The following is a 15,873-nucleotide window of genomic DNA, read 5'->3' on the forward strand; positions in this document are numbered from 1 at the left end:
GTAGCTACGGGGTAGGAACGGGGTAGCTACGGGCAAGGTACGTTCAAGATACGTTCAGGATTCGTTCAAGATTCGTTCAGGGTTCGTTCAAAGTACGTTCAAGGTTCGTTCAGGTAAGCCGATAGCAAGCCGATGACAATTCAATTCACAATTTCTTTAATTCACAATTGACAATGGACAATTGACAATTTCTTTAATTCACAATTCACAGTTGACAATTGACAATGTATCTTGAAAATTGAAAATCAATGGACAATGGGCAATTGCTTTCAGTAGTGTAAACTTAGGCATATATAAAAATAAAAACGCCCCAAAAACACAAAATGGAGATTGGGGCGTTAAACTGATAATTGGTGCAGTGCGAAGGAGCAATCCTACCCTACACGCTTCTATACTTGTTGAACAAATTTTCCAATGCTTCAAAGACTTTGGCTTTAACTTCGGCACGCTGAGGAAGGAATGGGTTGAGCGGCGGCAAGACTTCGGCGAGGGCTGTGCCTGACGCGCTTATAAAGCCATCAGACTCGGACTGCGCAAGATATGCCCGTGTCTTTTCCTCGTTGAGGTTGAACTGGGCGATGATTGCTTTCAACTCTTCTTCTTTCTGCTCTGCCACGTACTTATCCCATTCATCAAAGACGTCGCCGCTAGATGCTGTCATGCGTTCGATAAAGCGCTCGATGAGTTCAATTTTATCGCGCAGATCTGGGCTTGCTTTGACGGCTTTGGAAATCTTGACACGTATTTCTTTATCGGTGCAATTGCTATCGTGATACTCTTTGACGAGCATAAGTATGTATTCGATAGACACTTGAATCTGCTTAACCAGCTCCATCTCGAAAACAAGGTCGTCGTTGATGTTGGTGCTGTCGCCTTTGGTTTTGTTGCCTTGCAGCTCTTCGCGCACTTCTTGGTAGAGGCTTGTGAAGTCTTGGACTTGGCCGACTTTGATAACACGCTTGTCTTCGGTGAATTGGTCGAAGATGGAGAGGAGATTGTTCATTTTGAGGAACGCACCAAAGAGGCGGACAAAGTCTTTTTTCTGCTCCACGGATAGGGAGAGGAAAAATGCCTCAGTGGGCTCAAATTTTTCGAGCAACTCGCTGACAATCTCGGTGTAGCCTGGGTGATGCTTGCCGTCGGGGGTGTCGTAGCCATAATAGTAATCGCCAAATGGACGGAGGAGGACAACACCAGCGGCATCTTTATCGCCAAAGAGCGAGAGTGCGCGGTCGGTTTCCTCTTCGAGGTTGCGGAAGTTGACGATGTTGCCGCAGTTCTTTATGGAGTTGAGAATGCGGTTAGTGCGGCTATACGACTGCAAAAGACCGTGCATTTTGAGATTCTTATCGACCCAAAGAGTGTTGAGCGTTTTGGCGTCGAAGCCAGTGAGGAACATCCCGACAACGATAACCATGTCGAGCTCACGATTCTTGACGCGCTGCGAAACATCTTTGTAATAACTCTGGAAATTGTCGCCATCGAGAGAGTATTGAGTGCTGAACATGCGATTATAATCGTCGATAGCACTGCTTAGAGCTTCGTAGGCAACGGGGCTCTTCTGCTTGAGCTGCTCAACATTTTCGGGCGATTCGTTGGTATCGTCGATAATATCATCGTCGGCGTCGGATTCTTCTTCGTTTGAGCCGTAGGTGAATATGGTGGCAATTTTGAGCCGTTCGTTTTCCGGCGTGTTGGCTTGCTGTAGCTTGAACTCGTTGTAGTAAGCAATAGCCATTTCGACACTGTCGGCAGCAAAGATGGAGTTGAAGCCACGAACACGATGCTTTTGCTTAACCTCATCGACTTTTTTGCCGCGCTTGATAACCTCTTCGACATTTTCGATGCGGGAGACGATGTAGGTTTCGTCGCGCTTGGTTTTGGCGGCATAGTGGTCGAGTACATAGGCAACATTGTTGTGAATGCGGCGAGAGTCGTGGAGGGCTTCTTTGGTGTTGATGCCCCAGACTTGCTCATCTTTTACACCGTCTTTCATGTGCATAGTACTGATATAATCGACGTGGAATTTGAGCACGTTTTTATCGCGAATGGCGTCGATGATGGTGTAGGTATGCAGTTTGTCGCCAAAGAGGTCGGCAGTGGTTTTGCGAGCAGAGCCAGCATTTTCGGCAAAGATGGGCGTGCCAGTGAAGCCGAAAATCATATAACGCTTGAACTTGCGGACTATCACCTTGTGCATATCGCCGAACTGCGAGCGGTGGCACTCGTCGAAGATGATGACGATGCGGCTATCGAGGCAGTTGAGGCTATAACGCGGGTCTTTCTTACCGAGAAGGATAGAGAGCTTCTGAATGGTGGTGATGATGATATGGCACTGGCTATCGTTGAGCTGGCGATGCAGCACGCCTATGTTGGTGTTGGAGTTGGCACTATCCTTTTGGAAATTGTCGTACTCCTTCATGGTTTGATAGTCGAGGTCTTTGCGGTCGACGACGAAGAGCACTTTATCAATTTCGGGCATACACGAGGCGAGCTGCGCCGTTTTGAATGATGTGAGCGTCTTGCCGCTGCCCGTGGTGTGCCAGATGTAGCCGCCAGCGTCGCGAGTGCCTTCATGGTGAAGGTTGAGAGCGCGACGGATGCGGAGCAAAATATTCTCGGTGGCTGCTATCTGGTACGGACGCATAACCATGAGATGCTTATCGACGGTGAAAACGCAGAAGCGCGTAAGTATGTTTAGAATGGTGCTTTTGGCGAAGAAGGTGCGGGCGAAGTCGGCGAGGTCGGCAATGATGTTGTTTTGCTCGTCGGCCCAGAAAGAGGTGAACTCCCAGCTGTTGCAATCCTTCTTTACTTTTCCCTGCTTTTGTCCGTTCTGCTCTTTCACATGAGCGTAGCGGGTGGTGTTGGCGTAGTACTTGGTATTAGTGCCATTGCTTACGACGAAGATTTGCACATAGTTGAACAAGCCCGAGCCAGCCCAAAAGGAATCGCGGCCGTAGCGGTTTATCTGGTTGAATGCTTCTTTGATATTTACGCCGCGACGCTTTAGCTCGATATGCACCAGAGGCAAGCCATTGACGAGGATGGTAACATCGTAGCGATTGGCGTGCGCACCACCTTCGGGCACATATTGGTTTATTACCTGCAAAGCGTTGCGGTAAGGGTTGGCGGCGTCGATAATATCTATATTCTTTACAGTGCCATCGTCGCGAGTGAGTGAGAAGGTGCGAGTTTTCTGGATTTTTACGGTACACTGCTCAATGACATCGTTGCTGACGCTTTGCCCGTTGTTTGGCTCACACTGTATATTTTGCTTGAAGAAGCGCGCCCACTCGGCATCGGTGAAGGTGATGGAGTTGAGTGCTTCGAGTTGGCGGCGGAGGTTGGCGAGCATATCAGCCTCGGTGTGTATGGCGGGCGTGCCGTAGCCTTGTGCCGAGAGTGTGCTGATTAGCTCTTTCTCTAACTTGGCTTCGCTCTGGTAATCATCATCGTTGCGCGGAATGGGTGAATATTGAGCCACAACGGTGCGATGCTGTTCTTCGATGATTATAGACTTCATAAATTAAAATTAAAGTTGAGAATTGAAAGCCCCCACCCCCTTCTACAATGATGGAGATGGGAACGAAAGAAGTTTTTCGCGATAATACTCGTATTGCTTTTGGCGGAGAGCCAATTCGTTCTCAATGTTCAGGATTAGAGCGGTGAATTTGTCGAGTTTCTCGACAATGGAATGCTGAACGGCGAGAGGTGGAACGGGGATTGTATATGCCAAAATTGCTTTTTTATCACCACGGGGCATCTTGGCACCTTTTGAATTGTCAGTGTCGTAAATAAAGAAATCTTCTGATGACAAGACATAATAAAGATATTCAGGGTAAAGCTCTTTCCTGTTTTTTATATGAATTGCAAGAACATCACCATTAGTGCCACCAATAGAATCAGCAAGCCAAATTTTACGCAAATACGGTCGAATATTACCTATCAAAACATCACCTACTACAAACTTTATCCAATTGCCTGTTACTGGACAACATTCGGATTTGACTTTACCCTTTTTGTTTTGTAATAAGTTCTCAACACTTACATAATTATCATTATTGAGTTCTTTTGATTCAATACGGCTTTTCGAATATTCTGCTACTTCTCCCAACGTTTTCCACTCAACGCCATCCACGCCATCGAGAGAGAGGAGTTTTTCGCGGAAGTGCTCGAACTGCTTGCTGCGGAGTGCGAGCTCTGCGGTGAGGTTGGCGGTGAGATTGGTGAAATGGTCGAGAATTTCAACAATGCGGGATTGGATGGCGAGAGGCGGGAGGGGGATGGGAAAATCTTGCAACATTGGCAAAGTAATATATGGAACAGCCCCCTTCTTACAATTAGCCAAAATGTAGTCTTTCAGATAACTATGAAAGTAATGCAACAAAAATGGGTATGCAATACCAATCAAATCAGTCAAGACATATGTTCTTTGATAAGCATTAAATTTACCTTTATAGTAATTGATATGACCAACTTGACTACCATTTCCCGAAACGAGAATTGCTTCACAATCAAATGCATACGAATTAATTGTGAACACTTTTTTATCGCAGGTAAAAAATGGATAAATACCATTTTCTACCATTGCATTTGCGTTCAATCTCCCTGTTGTAATTGTATGACACACCTCGCCCAACGACTTCCACTCCACGCCATTGGGGCAAAGCTGATTTATAAGTTGTTGAAGCCCTTTCATAGTGTAGCAATTAGTTGGTTGATTTCGGAACGGAGCGCAGCACCTTCTTTGCAAAGGGTTTCGAGCTGGGCGTTGACCTCATCTATATTTATAACCTCGCGCGTATCTTCTTGCTCAACATACGACGAAACAGAGAGGTTGTAATCGTTAGCCTCTACTTCTTGGCAAGAGACGAGGCGGGTGAAATACTGCACTTCTTTGCGGTCGGCATAGGCGTTGACGATGGCATCTTGGTTTTCGGGCGAAAGGCGGTTTTTGTTGCCGTCCTTGACAAAGAGCTTCGATGCATCGATAAACAGAATATTATTATCGGGGCGTGCACTCTTGCGCAGCACGATGATGCATGTGGCAATAGAGACGCCAAAGAAGAGGTTTGCAGGGAGCTGAATGACGGTATCTACATAGTTATTCTTGACGAGATACTGACGGATTTTCTGCTCTGCGCTACCACGATAAAGCACGCCCGGGAACTCGACAATGGCAGCCGTGCCACTCTCGGAGAGTGATTTGAGCATGTGCATAGTAAACGCGAGGTCGCTTTTGTTTTTGGGCGCAAGGATGCCAGCAGGAGCATAGCGGTCATCGCTGATGAGCAGCGGATTTGCATCGCCCTCCCATGGCTGCGAATATGGCGGATTGGAGACGATGGCATCGAAGGGCTCTTCGAGGCGATGGCGCGGGTCGGTGAGAGTATTGCCGCACTGAATATCGAACTTGTCAAAGTTGATATTATGCAGAAACATATTGATGCGGCTAAGATTGTAGTTGGTAGGAACAAGTTCCTGCCCGAAGTATTTGATGGCGTTGCGGTCCGGCACGAGTTTGGCGAACTTCAAGAGAAGCGAGCCAGAGCCACAAGCTGGGTCGTAGACGGATTTTATATTCTTGTTGTTATGAATAGCGAGGCGGGCAAGCACTTCGCTGACCTCTTGGGGCGTAAACTGTTCGCCGCCGCTCTTGCCACCTTCGGAGGCATACATCTTCATGAGGAACTCGTATGTATCGCCGAAAGCGTCTATCTGGTTATTGTCGAAATCTACCTCACCGAGGTCCATTTCAGCAACGCGGATAAAGACCTTAGCGAGCAACTTGTTGCGAACGAGTACGGTGTTGCCGAGTTGTGGACTATCGACAACGAAGTCGGTGAAGAGGCCTTTGAGATCGTCTTCGGAAGGCGAGCCGAGAGCCGACTTTTCAATCTCGTGAAAGATGGTGCTGATGCGCTCGTTGAGATCCTTATATGTGGCTTCGTTGTTGGTGTCGAGGCTACGAACTACATTGCAGAAGAGCTGCGAAGGAAGAATAAAGAAGCCTTTTTCGTCGATTGCTTGCTGACGGGCGATTTCAGCCTCATCGTCGGACATATCGGCGTAGTTTTTATTTACGCCAGATGCTTTGAGCAAGCGATCGAAATAAGCAGCTGTGTTTTCGGAAATGAAGCGGTAGAAAAGGGAGCTCAAAACGTATGCTTTGAAATCCCACCCGCCAATGGCGCCACGTAGGTCGTTGGCAATATCCCAAATGGTTGCGTGCAGCTCGGCACGCTGATTTTGCTGTGTCATAAAATCGCGCTTTTATGCGCTCGCTTATCGGTTTCGGGGTACTCTCACGGCCATAAAAAAACGCGGACTTTGACATTATCCGCATTCTGAGGCCGTGAGAATTGCCCGATTCACCAGATAAGCCAAAAGCCCACGCTAAGCGCAGGCATTTACTGACTTATTCAACGGTGAATCATAATCTAAAATTTCTCACGTTCCAGAATGACACCGAATAAATAGCAAACGCTATGATTTATAATATGTTAAATAAAAATACTTTCTGTTTTTTATTGTTGTTTGAATGTTTTTTGGGTTAATAACACGCAAATTTAAAAATTTCTGACTTTAAAGGCAAGCAATTAGGCAAAAATAATATCAAATCCACCATTTTTCCACAAAAGCAAAGAAACAAAAAAAGGTGGTGTAACCACTTTCTGCACACGGCAGAAAAAGAGGATTACACCACCCTTATTATCGTTCTTACAACGAACCGGATTCTTATTCTTCAGGAGCAATCTCCTGCTCTTTTACCTCCAGTTTGTCGTCATCGTTGAGTTCTACCTCATCCATGTCGCCACTCTTCAGCTTGGCAGCAATCTGCTTCTCAATGTCCTCGGCAAGCTCCGGATTGTCAATCATAAGCTTCTTGGTTGCATCGCGTCCCTGAGCCAGTTTGTTGTCCTGATAGCTGTACCATGAGCCACTCTTCTTAATGATGCCGTACTCAACGCCAAGGTCTACAATCTCGCCAGCCTTGCTGATACCCTCGCCAAAGGTAATCTCGAACTCAGTCTTGCGGAATGGAGGCGCAACCTTGTTCTTAACAATCTTTACGCGAACCTGATTTCCAACAACCTCGTCGCCGTCCTTAATGCTTGTTACACGGCGGATGTCGATGCGCACGCTGGCATAGAACTTCAGCGCGTTACCTCCGGTTGTTGTCTCAGGGTTGCCGAACATTACGCCTATCTTCTCGCGCAACTGGTTGATGAAGATACAGGTTGTGTTCGTCTTGCTGATTGTGGCAGTAAGTTTGCGCAGCGCCTGACTCATAAGTCGAGCCTGCAAACCCACGCGGTTGTCGCCCATATCGCCCTCAATCTCAGCCTTTGGAGTAAGGGCTGCAACAGAGTCAATTACGATGATATCAATAGCCGATGAACGGATAAGCTGGTCGGCAATCTCGAGAGCCTGCTCGCCGTTGTCTGGCTGAGAAATCCAGAGATTATCAACATCTACGCCAAGTTTCTTAGCATAGAAACGGTCGAAAGCGTGCTCGGCATCGATGAAAGCTGCGATTCCGCCTGCCTTCTGAGCCTCAGCAATGGCATGGATTGCGAGCGTTGTCTTACCAGATGATTCAGGACCATAAATCTCTATGATTCTGCCCTTTGGATATCCGCCCACACCAAGCGCAGCGTTAAGACCGATAGAGCCTGTTGGGATAACCTCTACCTGCTCAACGTTGTTGTCGCCCATGCGCATCACCGTATTCTTACCAAAGTCTTTCTCCAGCTTGCCGATAGCAGCCTGCAAAGCCTTGAGTTTCTCACTGTTTGAATTGGCGTTGAAGTCAATCTCGCCGCCAACAATTTTTTTTGCCATGTTTGTAATTAGTTTTTAACGGTTATAGTTCTAAGTCACCATCGAACACTTCGTGCCATGGTAATCCTTGCTTATTCAGTTGTTCCATAAACGGATCTGGATCGAATTCCTCTACGTTCCAAACGCCCGGACGCTTCCACAAGCCCTTGAAGAACATCATTGCGCCAATCATTGCAGGCACACCTGTTGTATAGCTAACGCCCTGCATACCAGTTTCCTTGTATGCCTCCTGATGGCTACAGTTGTTGTAAACATAGTAAGTGCGCTCCTTGCCGTCCTTTATACCACGGATGCGGCAGCCGATGCTTGTCTCGCCCTCGTAGTTCTCGCCCAAATCCTGTGGGTTTGGCAGAACAGCCTTCAGGAACTGAAGAGGAACGATTTTTACCTTCACGTTCTTGCCTGAGCCGTCAGCCAGCGGAGCCTCGTACTCCATCTCGTCGATGCGGCTCATGCCGATGTTCTGAATAACATCGAGATATGTAAGATACTGCTGTCCGAATGTCATCCAGAAGCGAGCCTGCTTGATTGTAGGATAGTTCTTTACAAGGCTCTCAAGCTCCTCGTGGTGCATCAAATAACTCTCGCGAGGGCCGATGTTTGGGTATGTAATTGGCTGATGAACAGACAACGGGTCTGTCTCGAGCCACTCGCCGTCCTTGTAGTACAAGCCCTTCTGAGTAATCTCGCGGATATTTATCTCGGGGTTGAAGTTTGTTGCAAATGCCTTGTGATGATTTCCGGCGTTGCAGTCAACGATATCAAGATGGGTAATCTCGTCGAAGTGATGCTTTGCTGCGTATGCTGTGTAAACGCCGCTCACACCCGGGTCGAAACCGCAACCAAGGATGGCAGTCAGACCAGCATCCTCGAAACGCTTCTTGTAAGCCCACTGCCAACTGTACTCAAAGTGAGCCTCGTCCTTAGGTTCGTAGTTGGCTGTGTCGAGATAGTTTACTCCACACTGCAAGCAAGCCTCCATGATTGTAAGGTCCTGATAAGGCAAAGCCAGATTCACAACCAGTTCAGGCTTAAAGTCGTTGAACAACTTAACAAGTTCCTCAACACTGTCGGCATCAACCTGAGCAGTCTTTATATTTGGATTACCGATAGCCTCAACAATCTTGTCGCACTTAGCCTTTGTACGGCTTGCAATCATAATCTCTGTAAACACATCAGAGTTTTGGGCTATTTTGTGGCATGCTACTGTAGCAACGCCACCGGCACCGATAACTAATACTTTTCCCATTTACCAATTAAAACTATTATACTGAATACTTTATTTTATAACTCTATTTTTACTTAATTATTGCTTTCCCTTCCACTCGCAGTTAATCTCGCGAAGCAAGATTGGCGACGACTGGGACGCCATTGAGTGAACTCCGATTGCGCGGAATGGCAGCGGATTGACTCTTGCCGTAAGCAGAACCTCGGAATTCACATCTTCCGTTCTGTTGCGCATCTCTACCGGATAGTCGCTGTACGACTTCACGGCAATGTCGCGGCCGCTGATACTTATCGTTATGAAACTGCCTCCAACAAAGCAGTTAGAAAGTGCCGAACGCGAAATAGGAGTGGCAAAACCGTTGCGATACTTCATGATGGTGTATGTAATTGCACGGTTGTACTCTGGCCACCTCTGAAGGCGAACGCCGTATCCTGTGCTCGTTACAGGATCGTACTGAATGAAGAGGTCGATGTACTCGCCGCTCATGGCAACGCCCTGTCCCTGTCCCTTTGACGGGGTTATCTTGAACGTAACGTCTACATCTGCCGAATACGTATTAACCGTATCTGGAATATAGACGAGCCTTGCGCCTCGCACCTGCTGGCAGAAGCCCTTGTACGGAGCAGCAGAACCTCTTCCCGAGCCGTATGTCCACGCATCAGCACCGGCTCTGTTAAACCAAACAAAGTTGGCAGAATCTCGCGGTACATAGATGTCCTGCAACCAAAATCCAGGCAGAGCCTTTGGCTGATTGGCAGTAGACATATTCTTGAAATCTGAAGAGAACGTTATCTTGCCGCTGTTCGAAGCAGGAATAGTCACAGGCTTCTTTGTTGAAACCACTACCGCCTTTCCCGTCTTACTGTTCTTGCATCGCGGAGCAACCTGCGCCTTTATGTAATATCCGTTGTCGGCAGAAGTCAGTTGGTATGTGTTAAGCGTATTGTCGTCGTTGTTAGTCATCACACAGATGCCCTGAGACTTTCGGTCCTTGCATCTCATCCACTTAACCAGCGAGTTGTCTTTGTCGCCCGCATTTCTCAACTTGTATTTTAGCGAAAGAACATTGCCGTTCTGGATTATTACAGGGTCTGATACAAACGACGGTGCTTCGAGTTCCTCGCCGCTGACGGTAAACGTGCAGAGCGATTCGAGTCCGTTCTTCAGTCTTACAAGCACGTTGCAAGGCTTGTTATAGTAGGTATTGTTAGAAACCGATACCACGCACGAGTCTGCCGCAGCCGAGACAATCTTTGCTACCGACGCGCATTTTGGGTCAATAATCCACTCGACAGACTGGTCAATCTTGCTTGCAGCCGTCGATGAAATGTGAACGTATTTCGCTCTCAGCACCATCGTGCTGTTGTTCTTTATCTTGTCGGTCTCGAATATTCGGCGTTCGGCAAAACCGCCATTTCCTCGCACCTCAATCGCACCTGCAAAGCGGAACGGCTTAACCTCCTTGCTGTTGACCTTTGTAAAGAACGTCTTCACTCCCATAGGGTCCCATCCGTCGGTTCCGCAAAGCAAGTCGTAGGTGTTGTAAATCTTTCTGTCCTGAACTATGCTGTAATATCCGCTCAGAATCTCATTGTTCTTTGAGAGGTCGCCACCTTTTACAAAACCGTCTTCCATCTCAGGCAAAGACAGAAGTTCGCCGTTGTACTTTACGTTAGAGAAGTAGCAGCGCGACTTTCCTGCCATTGTCTTGACTTTGTCGGTCATGTTGGTACGGTCGAAATCATCGTCGTGCACCTCACAGTCTACCATTGTCAGGAAGGCATTCGGATTTTCATGGAACTGCCATATTGAGGCTGATTCGGTATAAATCTTTGAGTTGAGGAATACCGAATGATACATCGTTCTGAAGATATCGTTAGAGTGCCATGTGATGTCGCAGTTCAGGAACACGGCATCGAGCGGAAGCGGCATATCGCCCACCTCGAAGAAGCACTTGTTGAACAGAGTTCGGCGTCCCATCGGCGGCGTAGCCTTCTCACTTCCGATAAATCGGCAGTTGATGGCATACATGTGGTTTACAAGTCCGATGCAGAGTTGCGCCTGAGTGCTCTGCGACGTAATTTTCTCGAAATCGAGGCTGTGATTCAGCGGAAACTTAAGCGACACGTTGCAGTAGTTTCCTATTGTTACGTTTTCGATATAAAGTCCTTCGGTGCGCAGAAAGAACATGGCATAATCGCCAACCGCACCGCGCATGTTTCCTCGGTTTCCGGCAATGACAACATTCTCCGGATTAGGATTCAGCCCCACGATGTGAAGGTCGTGACAAGCAAAGGTGACCGACGTTGGCACGCCGTTGTGCATCTGCATCTTTACGTTCTTGTTATCGTTTGGCAGACGCTGATCGACCCAATGCACGCCAGGTGTAAGATACAAGAAGATATCGCCCTCGGTTGTGAGTTCGTCTGGAATCTCCTGAAAAGCCTCTTTTACCGATCTGTAAACATATTTTCGACTGTAATAGACAGAATCCTCGAGATTAGGACAAACAAGCAGGTGCCTGTCGTTAATCTCGATGTACTTTCCGTTATACTTTATTGTCTGCCCGAGCAGTTCTATAGGATACTTAGGATCGATTGAAATATTATGGTTCTCTTTCTTTTGGACTTTTGCACACACAATTACGCCACATAGTAATATGCACAAAAGAGTTAACAAATATCTTTTATTCATGTTTCTATATTATAGGATAATGAGATAACACTTAATGTGCAAATGTATTATATTTTTCGCTAAAAAAAGAATATAAAATTGTTTTTTTATCTGGCGCGTTCAATTTCTTCACTGCTGATTCCCAAAGCGCTCATCAGAGAATATCCCAAAATCTCCTGTCGGTAGTTTCCGGGCATGAGCGGCTGCATGCCGAAAAGCGTACATTCCTTGCCGTCAACCTTTTTCAGAATATTGCGGATATCTTCGAAACTCGTCTCGGTATTGCCCACAACGAGTAATCGCTTAACCTCCTTGGCATCGGCAATTACCTGAAGCGTTTCGAGGAAGAACTCTCCGAAATCAGTCATCTTGGCATTTCCGAAGGAATAGAGATTGAACTCGCCCAAAGAATCCTTGAAAGCCTTGTCGTTCAGTTCGTTTTCAAAGTCCGACGGAGAGAAATTGTCGAGTTCCTTCTTCTCGTCGGGATGAAGAAAGACAACATCGATGTTGTTGTCGCCCTCGCGCAATCCGCCGTCGAGAGCCACGCAGTCGAGCCAGTGAGCCAAATCGGCCTTCGGAATACGGCGATTAAGCATACGCTCGAAATTTACGGTAAGATTGAATGCTACGGCATCGGAATATGTAGAATCAATGAGCACAACGGTCTCATTCCATGTTGTCTTATTATCCATTTTTCCTTTTTGTTTTTGTGGTGCGAAGATAACACTTTTTTCAGCGATGGCAAAACGATTTGCAAAAGTTATGACCGCACAACCAAAGTTGTGTGCCTGACAACAAAAAAAGGAGCAAAGCCTCTCGGCTCTACTCCCTTATTTTTTATGTGACTAATTAGTTTTCAAAAACCAATTTCTCATTCTGATAATCAACCACGATTGGCTTCTCGCGGTTTACCGTTCCTGCCAGAATCTGCTTGCTCAAATCGTTAAGCAGCAAGTGCTGGATGGCTCTCTTTACAGGACGCGCTCCGAACTCTGGGTCGAAACCGACGTCGGCAAGGAAATCTATCGCGCTGTCGGTCAGACGGAGTTCTATTCCGTTGTCCTTCAGCATGTTTGCAACGCCCTTGACTTGCAGTTCAACAATCCTTCGGATTTCGTTCTTCTTCAGAGGCTGGAACATTATCGTCTCGTCAATTCGGTTCAGGAACTCAGGGCGAATGGTCTTCTTCAGCAACTCCAGAACGGCATTCTTGGCATTCTCGGTTACCTCGGCAACCTTGCGCTCATCGTTTTCAAAACCGCGAATCTTACTGAACTCGTTCTGTATCAACTGACTGCCCAAGTTGCTGGTCATGATGATGATTGTGTTCTTGAAGTTTACGGTTCTGCCCTTGTTGTCGGTCAGACGACCATCGTCGAGTACCTGCAACAGCGTGTTGAAAACATCGGGATGAGCCTTCTCAACCTCGTCGAAAAGCACAACAGAATAAGGCTTGCGGCGAACCGCCTCGGTAAGCTGACCGCCTTCGTCGTAGCCCACATATCCCGGAGGCGCACCGATAAGACGCGTTACGCTGAATTTCTCCTGATACTCGCTCATGTCGATACGAGTCATCAGGCTCTCGTCGTCGAACAGATACTCTGCCAGAGCCTTGGCAAGCTCGGTCTTTCCTACTCCAGTTGTTCCGAGGAAGAGGAACGTTCCGATTGGGCGGCGCGGGTCTTGCAATCCGGCACGGCTGCGGCGCACCACGTTGGCAACGGCGGTGATTGCCTCTTCCTGACCGATTACACGGCGATGCAACTCGTCTTCCAACTTCAAGAGTTTCTCGCGCTCGCTCTGCAACATCTTGCTCACCGGAATGCCAGTCCAGCGGCTCACAACATCGGCAATATCATCGGCTGTTACTTCTTCCTTAATCATGGCAGATGCTCCCTGAGCGTCCTTCAGCTTGTCCTGAACTGCCTTTATGTCGTTTTCGAGTTCCTTCAACTTTCCGTAACGAATTTCGGCAACCTTACCGTAATTGCCCTCGCGTTCGGCCTTTTCAGCCTCGAAATTGAGTTCTTCGATTTTCAGTTTATCCTGCTGAATTCGGTTAAGCAAATCCTTCTCGCTGTCCCACTTTGCACGGAAGCCTGTTTCCTGCTCCTTCAGTTCGGCAATATCCTTGTTCAGTTGGTCGAGTTTCGAATTGTCGCCCTCGCGACGAATTGCCTCGCGCTCAATTTCGAGTTGTTTCAAGCGTCGTGAAATCTCGTCGAGTTCCTCCGGAACGCTATCGCGCTCCATGCGCAGTTTGGCAGCCGCCTCGTCCATAAGGTCGATAGCCTTGTCGGGCAAGAATCTGTCGGAAATGTAACGGTTGCTCAGCTCTACGGCTGCAATCACGGCATCGTCCTGAATACGAACCTTGTGATGATTCTCGTAACGCTCCTTCAGTCCTCGCAGAATTGAGATTGAACTTAGAACATCAGGCTCATCTACATGAACCGGCTGGAATCGGCGTTCGAGTGCCTTGTCCTTCTCGAAGTATTTCTGATACTCGTCGAGAGTTGTTGCACCTATACTGCGGAGTTCGCCACGGGCAAGGGCCGGTTTCAGGATGTTTGCGGCATCCATTGCACCGTCGCTTTTTCCGGCACCTACAAGCGTGTGAATCTCGTCGATGAACAGAATGATGTTGCCATCGCTCTTTGACACCTCGTTTACAACGCCCTTCAATCGCTCCTCGAACTCGCCCTTGTACTTTGCTCCGGCAATAAGCGCGCCCATGTCGAGCGAGTACAACTGCTTGTTTTTCAGATTTTCAGGCACATCGCCGCGAAGGATTCGGTGTGCCAAGCCTTCTACGATGGCAGTCTTTCCTGTTCCCGGCTCGCCAATCAGAATTGGGTTGTTCTTTGTTCGGCGCGAAAGAATCTGAAGAACGCGGCGAATTTCCTCGTCACGACCAATTACAGGGTCAAGTTTTCCGTTTCGAGCCTCTTCGATAAGGTTCTTGGCATACTTCTTCAGCGACTGATAAGTCTCCTCGGCAGTCTGCGAATCAGCCTTTCGGTCTTGCTTCAGTTCTTTTGCAGCCGCGAAGAGTTCCTTCTCGGTAACTCCGGCGTCTTTCAGGATTGAAGCTACCGGACTCTTCACTCTGAAAAGTGAAATGATTATAGAATCGAGCGTTACGAACTCGTCGCCCTGTTTGCCAGCCACGTCGATGGCATCGTTGAGAACAGCCTCTGTCTCGCGCGAAATGTATGGTTCGCCACCACTTACCTTTGGGTATGACTGCATCTGTTTTTCAGCAAGCTGCTCAATGAGCCTGCTGTTCACACCCAGTTTTTGGAAAAGGAAGTTAACAATGCTATCTCCGACCTTCAGGACTCCAAGCAGAAGATGAGCGGTCTCGACCTGCTGCTGTCCGTTTTGTCTAACCAGATTAAGTGCTTCCTGCACCGCCTCCTGACTTTTGATTGTTAGTTTGTTAAAGTCCATAATTTGATAATTTAAGTTTTTTCTATCTTGCTTTGTTCAAACTATCGACCAAACAAAAAAGTCTGCCAAAAATGACAGACTTTATACCTTTTATGCTTTATGTAAAGACAATATTGGCAGAATGTTATGCGTTTTCCTCAGCCTTTTCCTCCTCAGGAGAAGAGAAATCGTCCTCGCCGGCATTTACAAGAATGTTGTACCAACTGATGAGTTTCTTGATATCGTTGTTGTAAACGCGGTCGCGGTCGAAATTTGGAAGAATCTCGGCGAACCAGTTTCTCAACTCATCGGCAGATGCTTTCTTTGGGTCGATGGCTGCAACTGCGCCGTTCTCATGCTTCTTTACAGATGCCAGAACCTCGTTCAGCGGAACTTCATCAGCATCAGTGTACATTGCGATGTCGGCAAGAGAGATAATCTTGTCTGTGCCGTATGCAGGGAGACGCTTCTTGTCTGTTAGCGACTCAACGATAAGCATTCTGTTTCCGTGCGAAATTAGTTTGTACAAACCCGGTTTACCGGTAATTGCAAGTATTCCTTGTATCATTTTTTCTTTATTTTAATTATTCAAAATTAGGTTCGCAAAGATAATAAAATATTGATAAATGACAAATCGCTACCAATATTTATTTGCGTCGCCGCATCGTGGCAAGGCAACACAAAGTGAG

8 protein-coding genes and 1 pseudogene are annotated in these 15,873 nt (G+C 47.4%); all 9 read right to left on the reverse strand.

Features of this window, described 5'->3' with window-relative positions; translation table 11 throughout:
* Window positions 1-379: 379 nt before the first annotated feature.
* Window positions 380-3,526 (reverse strand): type I restriction endonuclease subunit R, encoded by a 3,147-nt coding sequence (locus tag T538_RS0108495; protein ID WP_031533334.1) that lies wholly within the window; start codon window positions 3,524-3,526, stop codon window positions 380-382.
* 42 nt (window positions 3,527-3,568) lie between these two features.
* Entirely contained in the window at window positions 3,569-4,702 is a 1,134-nt protein-coding gene (locus T538_RS17135; RefSeq protein WP_034538957.1) for a restriction endonuclease subunit S, read from the reverse strand.
* Entirely contained in the window at window positions 4,699-6,264 is a 1,566-nt protein-coding gene (locus T538_RS0108505) for a type I restriction-modification system subunit M (RefSeq protein ID WP_031533336.1), read from the reverse strand. Before T538_RS0108505 ends, T538_RS17135 begins: the two co-directional genes overlap by 4 nt.
* Window positions 6,265-6,822: 558 nt before the next feature.
* Window positions 6,823-7,848: pseudogene (recA, locus tag T538_RS0108510) on the reverse strand (recombinase RecA); the annotation flags it as partial.
* A 22-nt stretch (window positions 7,849-7,870) separates the two neighbouring features.
* Complete coding sequence (locus T538_RS0108515) at window positions 7,871-9,097, reverse strand: saccharopine dehydrogenase family protein (RefSeq protein WP_031533338.1); 1,227 nt, start codon at window positions 9,095-9,097, stop codon at window positions 7,871-7,873.
* Between the two features lie 57 nt (window positions 9,098-9,154).
* A complete protein-coding gene (locus T538_RS0108520; RefSeq protein ID WP_155993077.1) occupies window positions 9,155-11,770 on the reverse strand; it encodes a hypothetical protein in 2,616 nt (871 codons plus the stop codon).
* Between the two features lie 86 nt (window positions 11,771-11,856).
* Window positions 11,857-12,444 (reverse strand): DUF6621 family protein, encoded by a 588-nt coding sequence (locus T538_RS0108525; protein WP_031533342.1) that lies wholly within the window; start codon window positions 12,442-12,444, stop codon window positions 11,857-11,859.
* Between the two features lie 157 nt (window positions 12,445-12,601).
* Window positions 12,602-15,205 carry an ATP-dependent chaperone ClpB gene (clpB, locus tag T538_RS0108530; protein ID WP_031533343.1) on the reverse strand — a complete coding sequence of 868 codons (2,604 nt, stop codon included), beginning with the start codon at window positions 15,203-15,205 and terminating at the stop codon, window positions 12,602-12,604.
* 124 nt (window positions 15,206-15,329) lie between these two features.
* Complete coding sequence (locus tag T538_RS0108535; protein WP_031533344.1) at window positions 15,330-15,752, reverse strand: DUF5606 family protein; 423 nt, start codon at window positions 15,750-15,752, stop codon at window positions 15,330-15,332.
* Window positions 15,753-15,873 lie beyond the last annotated feature (121 nt).

The organism is Bacteroides sp. Ga6A2 (assembly GCF_000702225.1).
Lineage (GTDB): Bacteria > Bacteroidota > Bacteroidia > Bacteroidales > Bacteroidaceae > Ga6A1.

What these genes read in the sequence shown, in the direction of transcription:
- T538_RS17135 (WP_034538957.1), bottom strand. Translation starts at nt 4,702, where the DNA reads ATGAAAGGGCTTCAACAACTTATAAATCAGCTTTGCCCCAATGGCGTG.
- T538_RS0108525 (WP_031533342.1), bottom strand. Translation starts at nt 12,444, where the DNA reads ATGGATAATAAGACAACATGGAATGAGACCGTTGTGCTCATTGATTCT.
- T538_RS0108495 (WP_031533334.1), bottom strand. Translation starts at nt 3,526, where the DNA reads ATGAAGTCTATAATCATCGAAGAACAGCATCGCACCGTTGTGGCTCAA.
- T538_RS0108505 (WP_031533336.1), bottom strand. Translation starts at nt 6,264, where the DNA reads ATGACACAGCAAAATCAGCGTGCCGAGCTGCACGCAACCATTTGGGAT.
- T538_RS0108520 (WP_155993077.1), bottom strand. Translation starts at nt 11,770, where the DNA reads ATGAATAAAAGATATTTGTTAACTCTTTTGTGCATATTACTATGTGGC.
- T538_RS0108535 (WP_031533344.1), bottom strand. Translation starts at nt 15,752, where the DNA reads ATGATACAAGGAATACTTGCAATTACCGGTAAACCGGGTTTGTACAAA.
- clpB (WP_031533343.1), bottom strand. Translation starts at nt 15,205, where the DNA reads ATGGACTTTAACAAACTAACAATCAAAAGTCAGGAGGCGGTGCAGGAA.
- T538_RS0108515 (WP_031533338.1), bottom strand. Translation starts at nt 9,097, where the DNA reads ATGGGAAAAGTATTAGTTATCGGTGCCGGTGGCGTTGCTACAGTAGCA.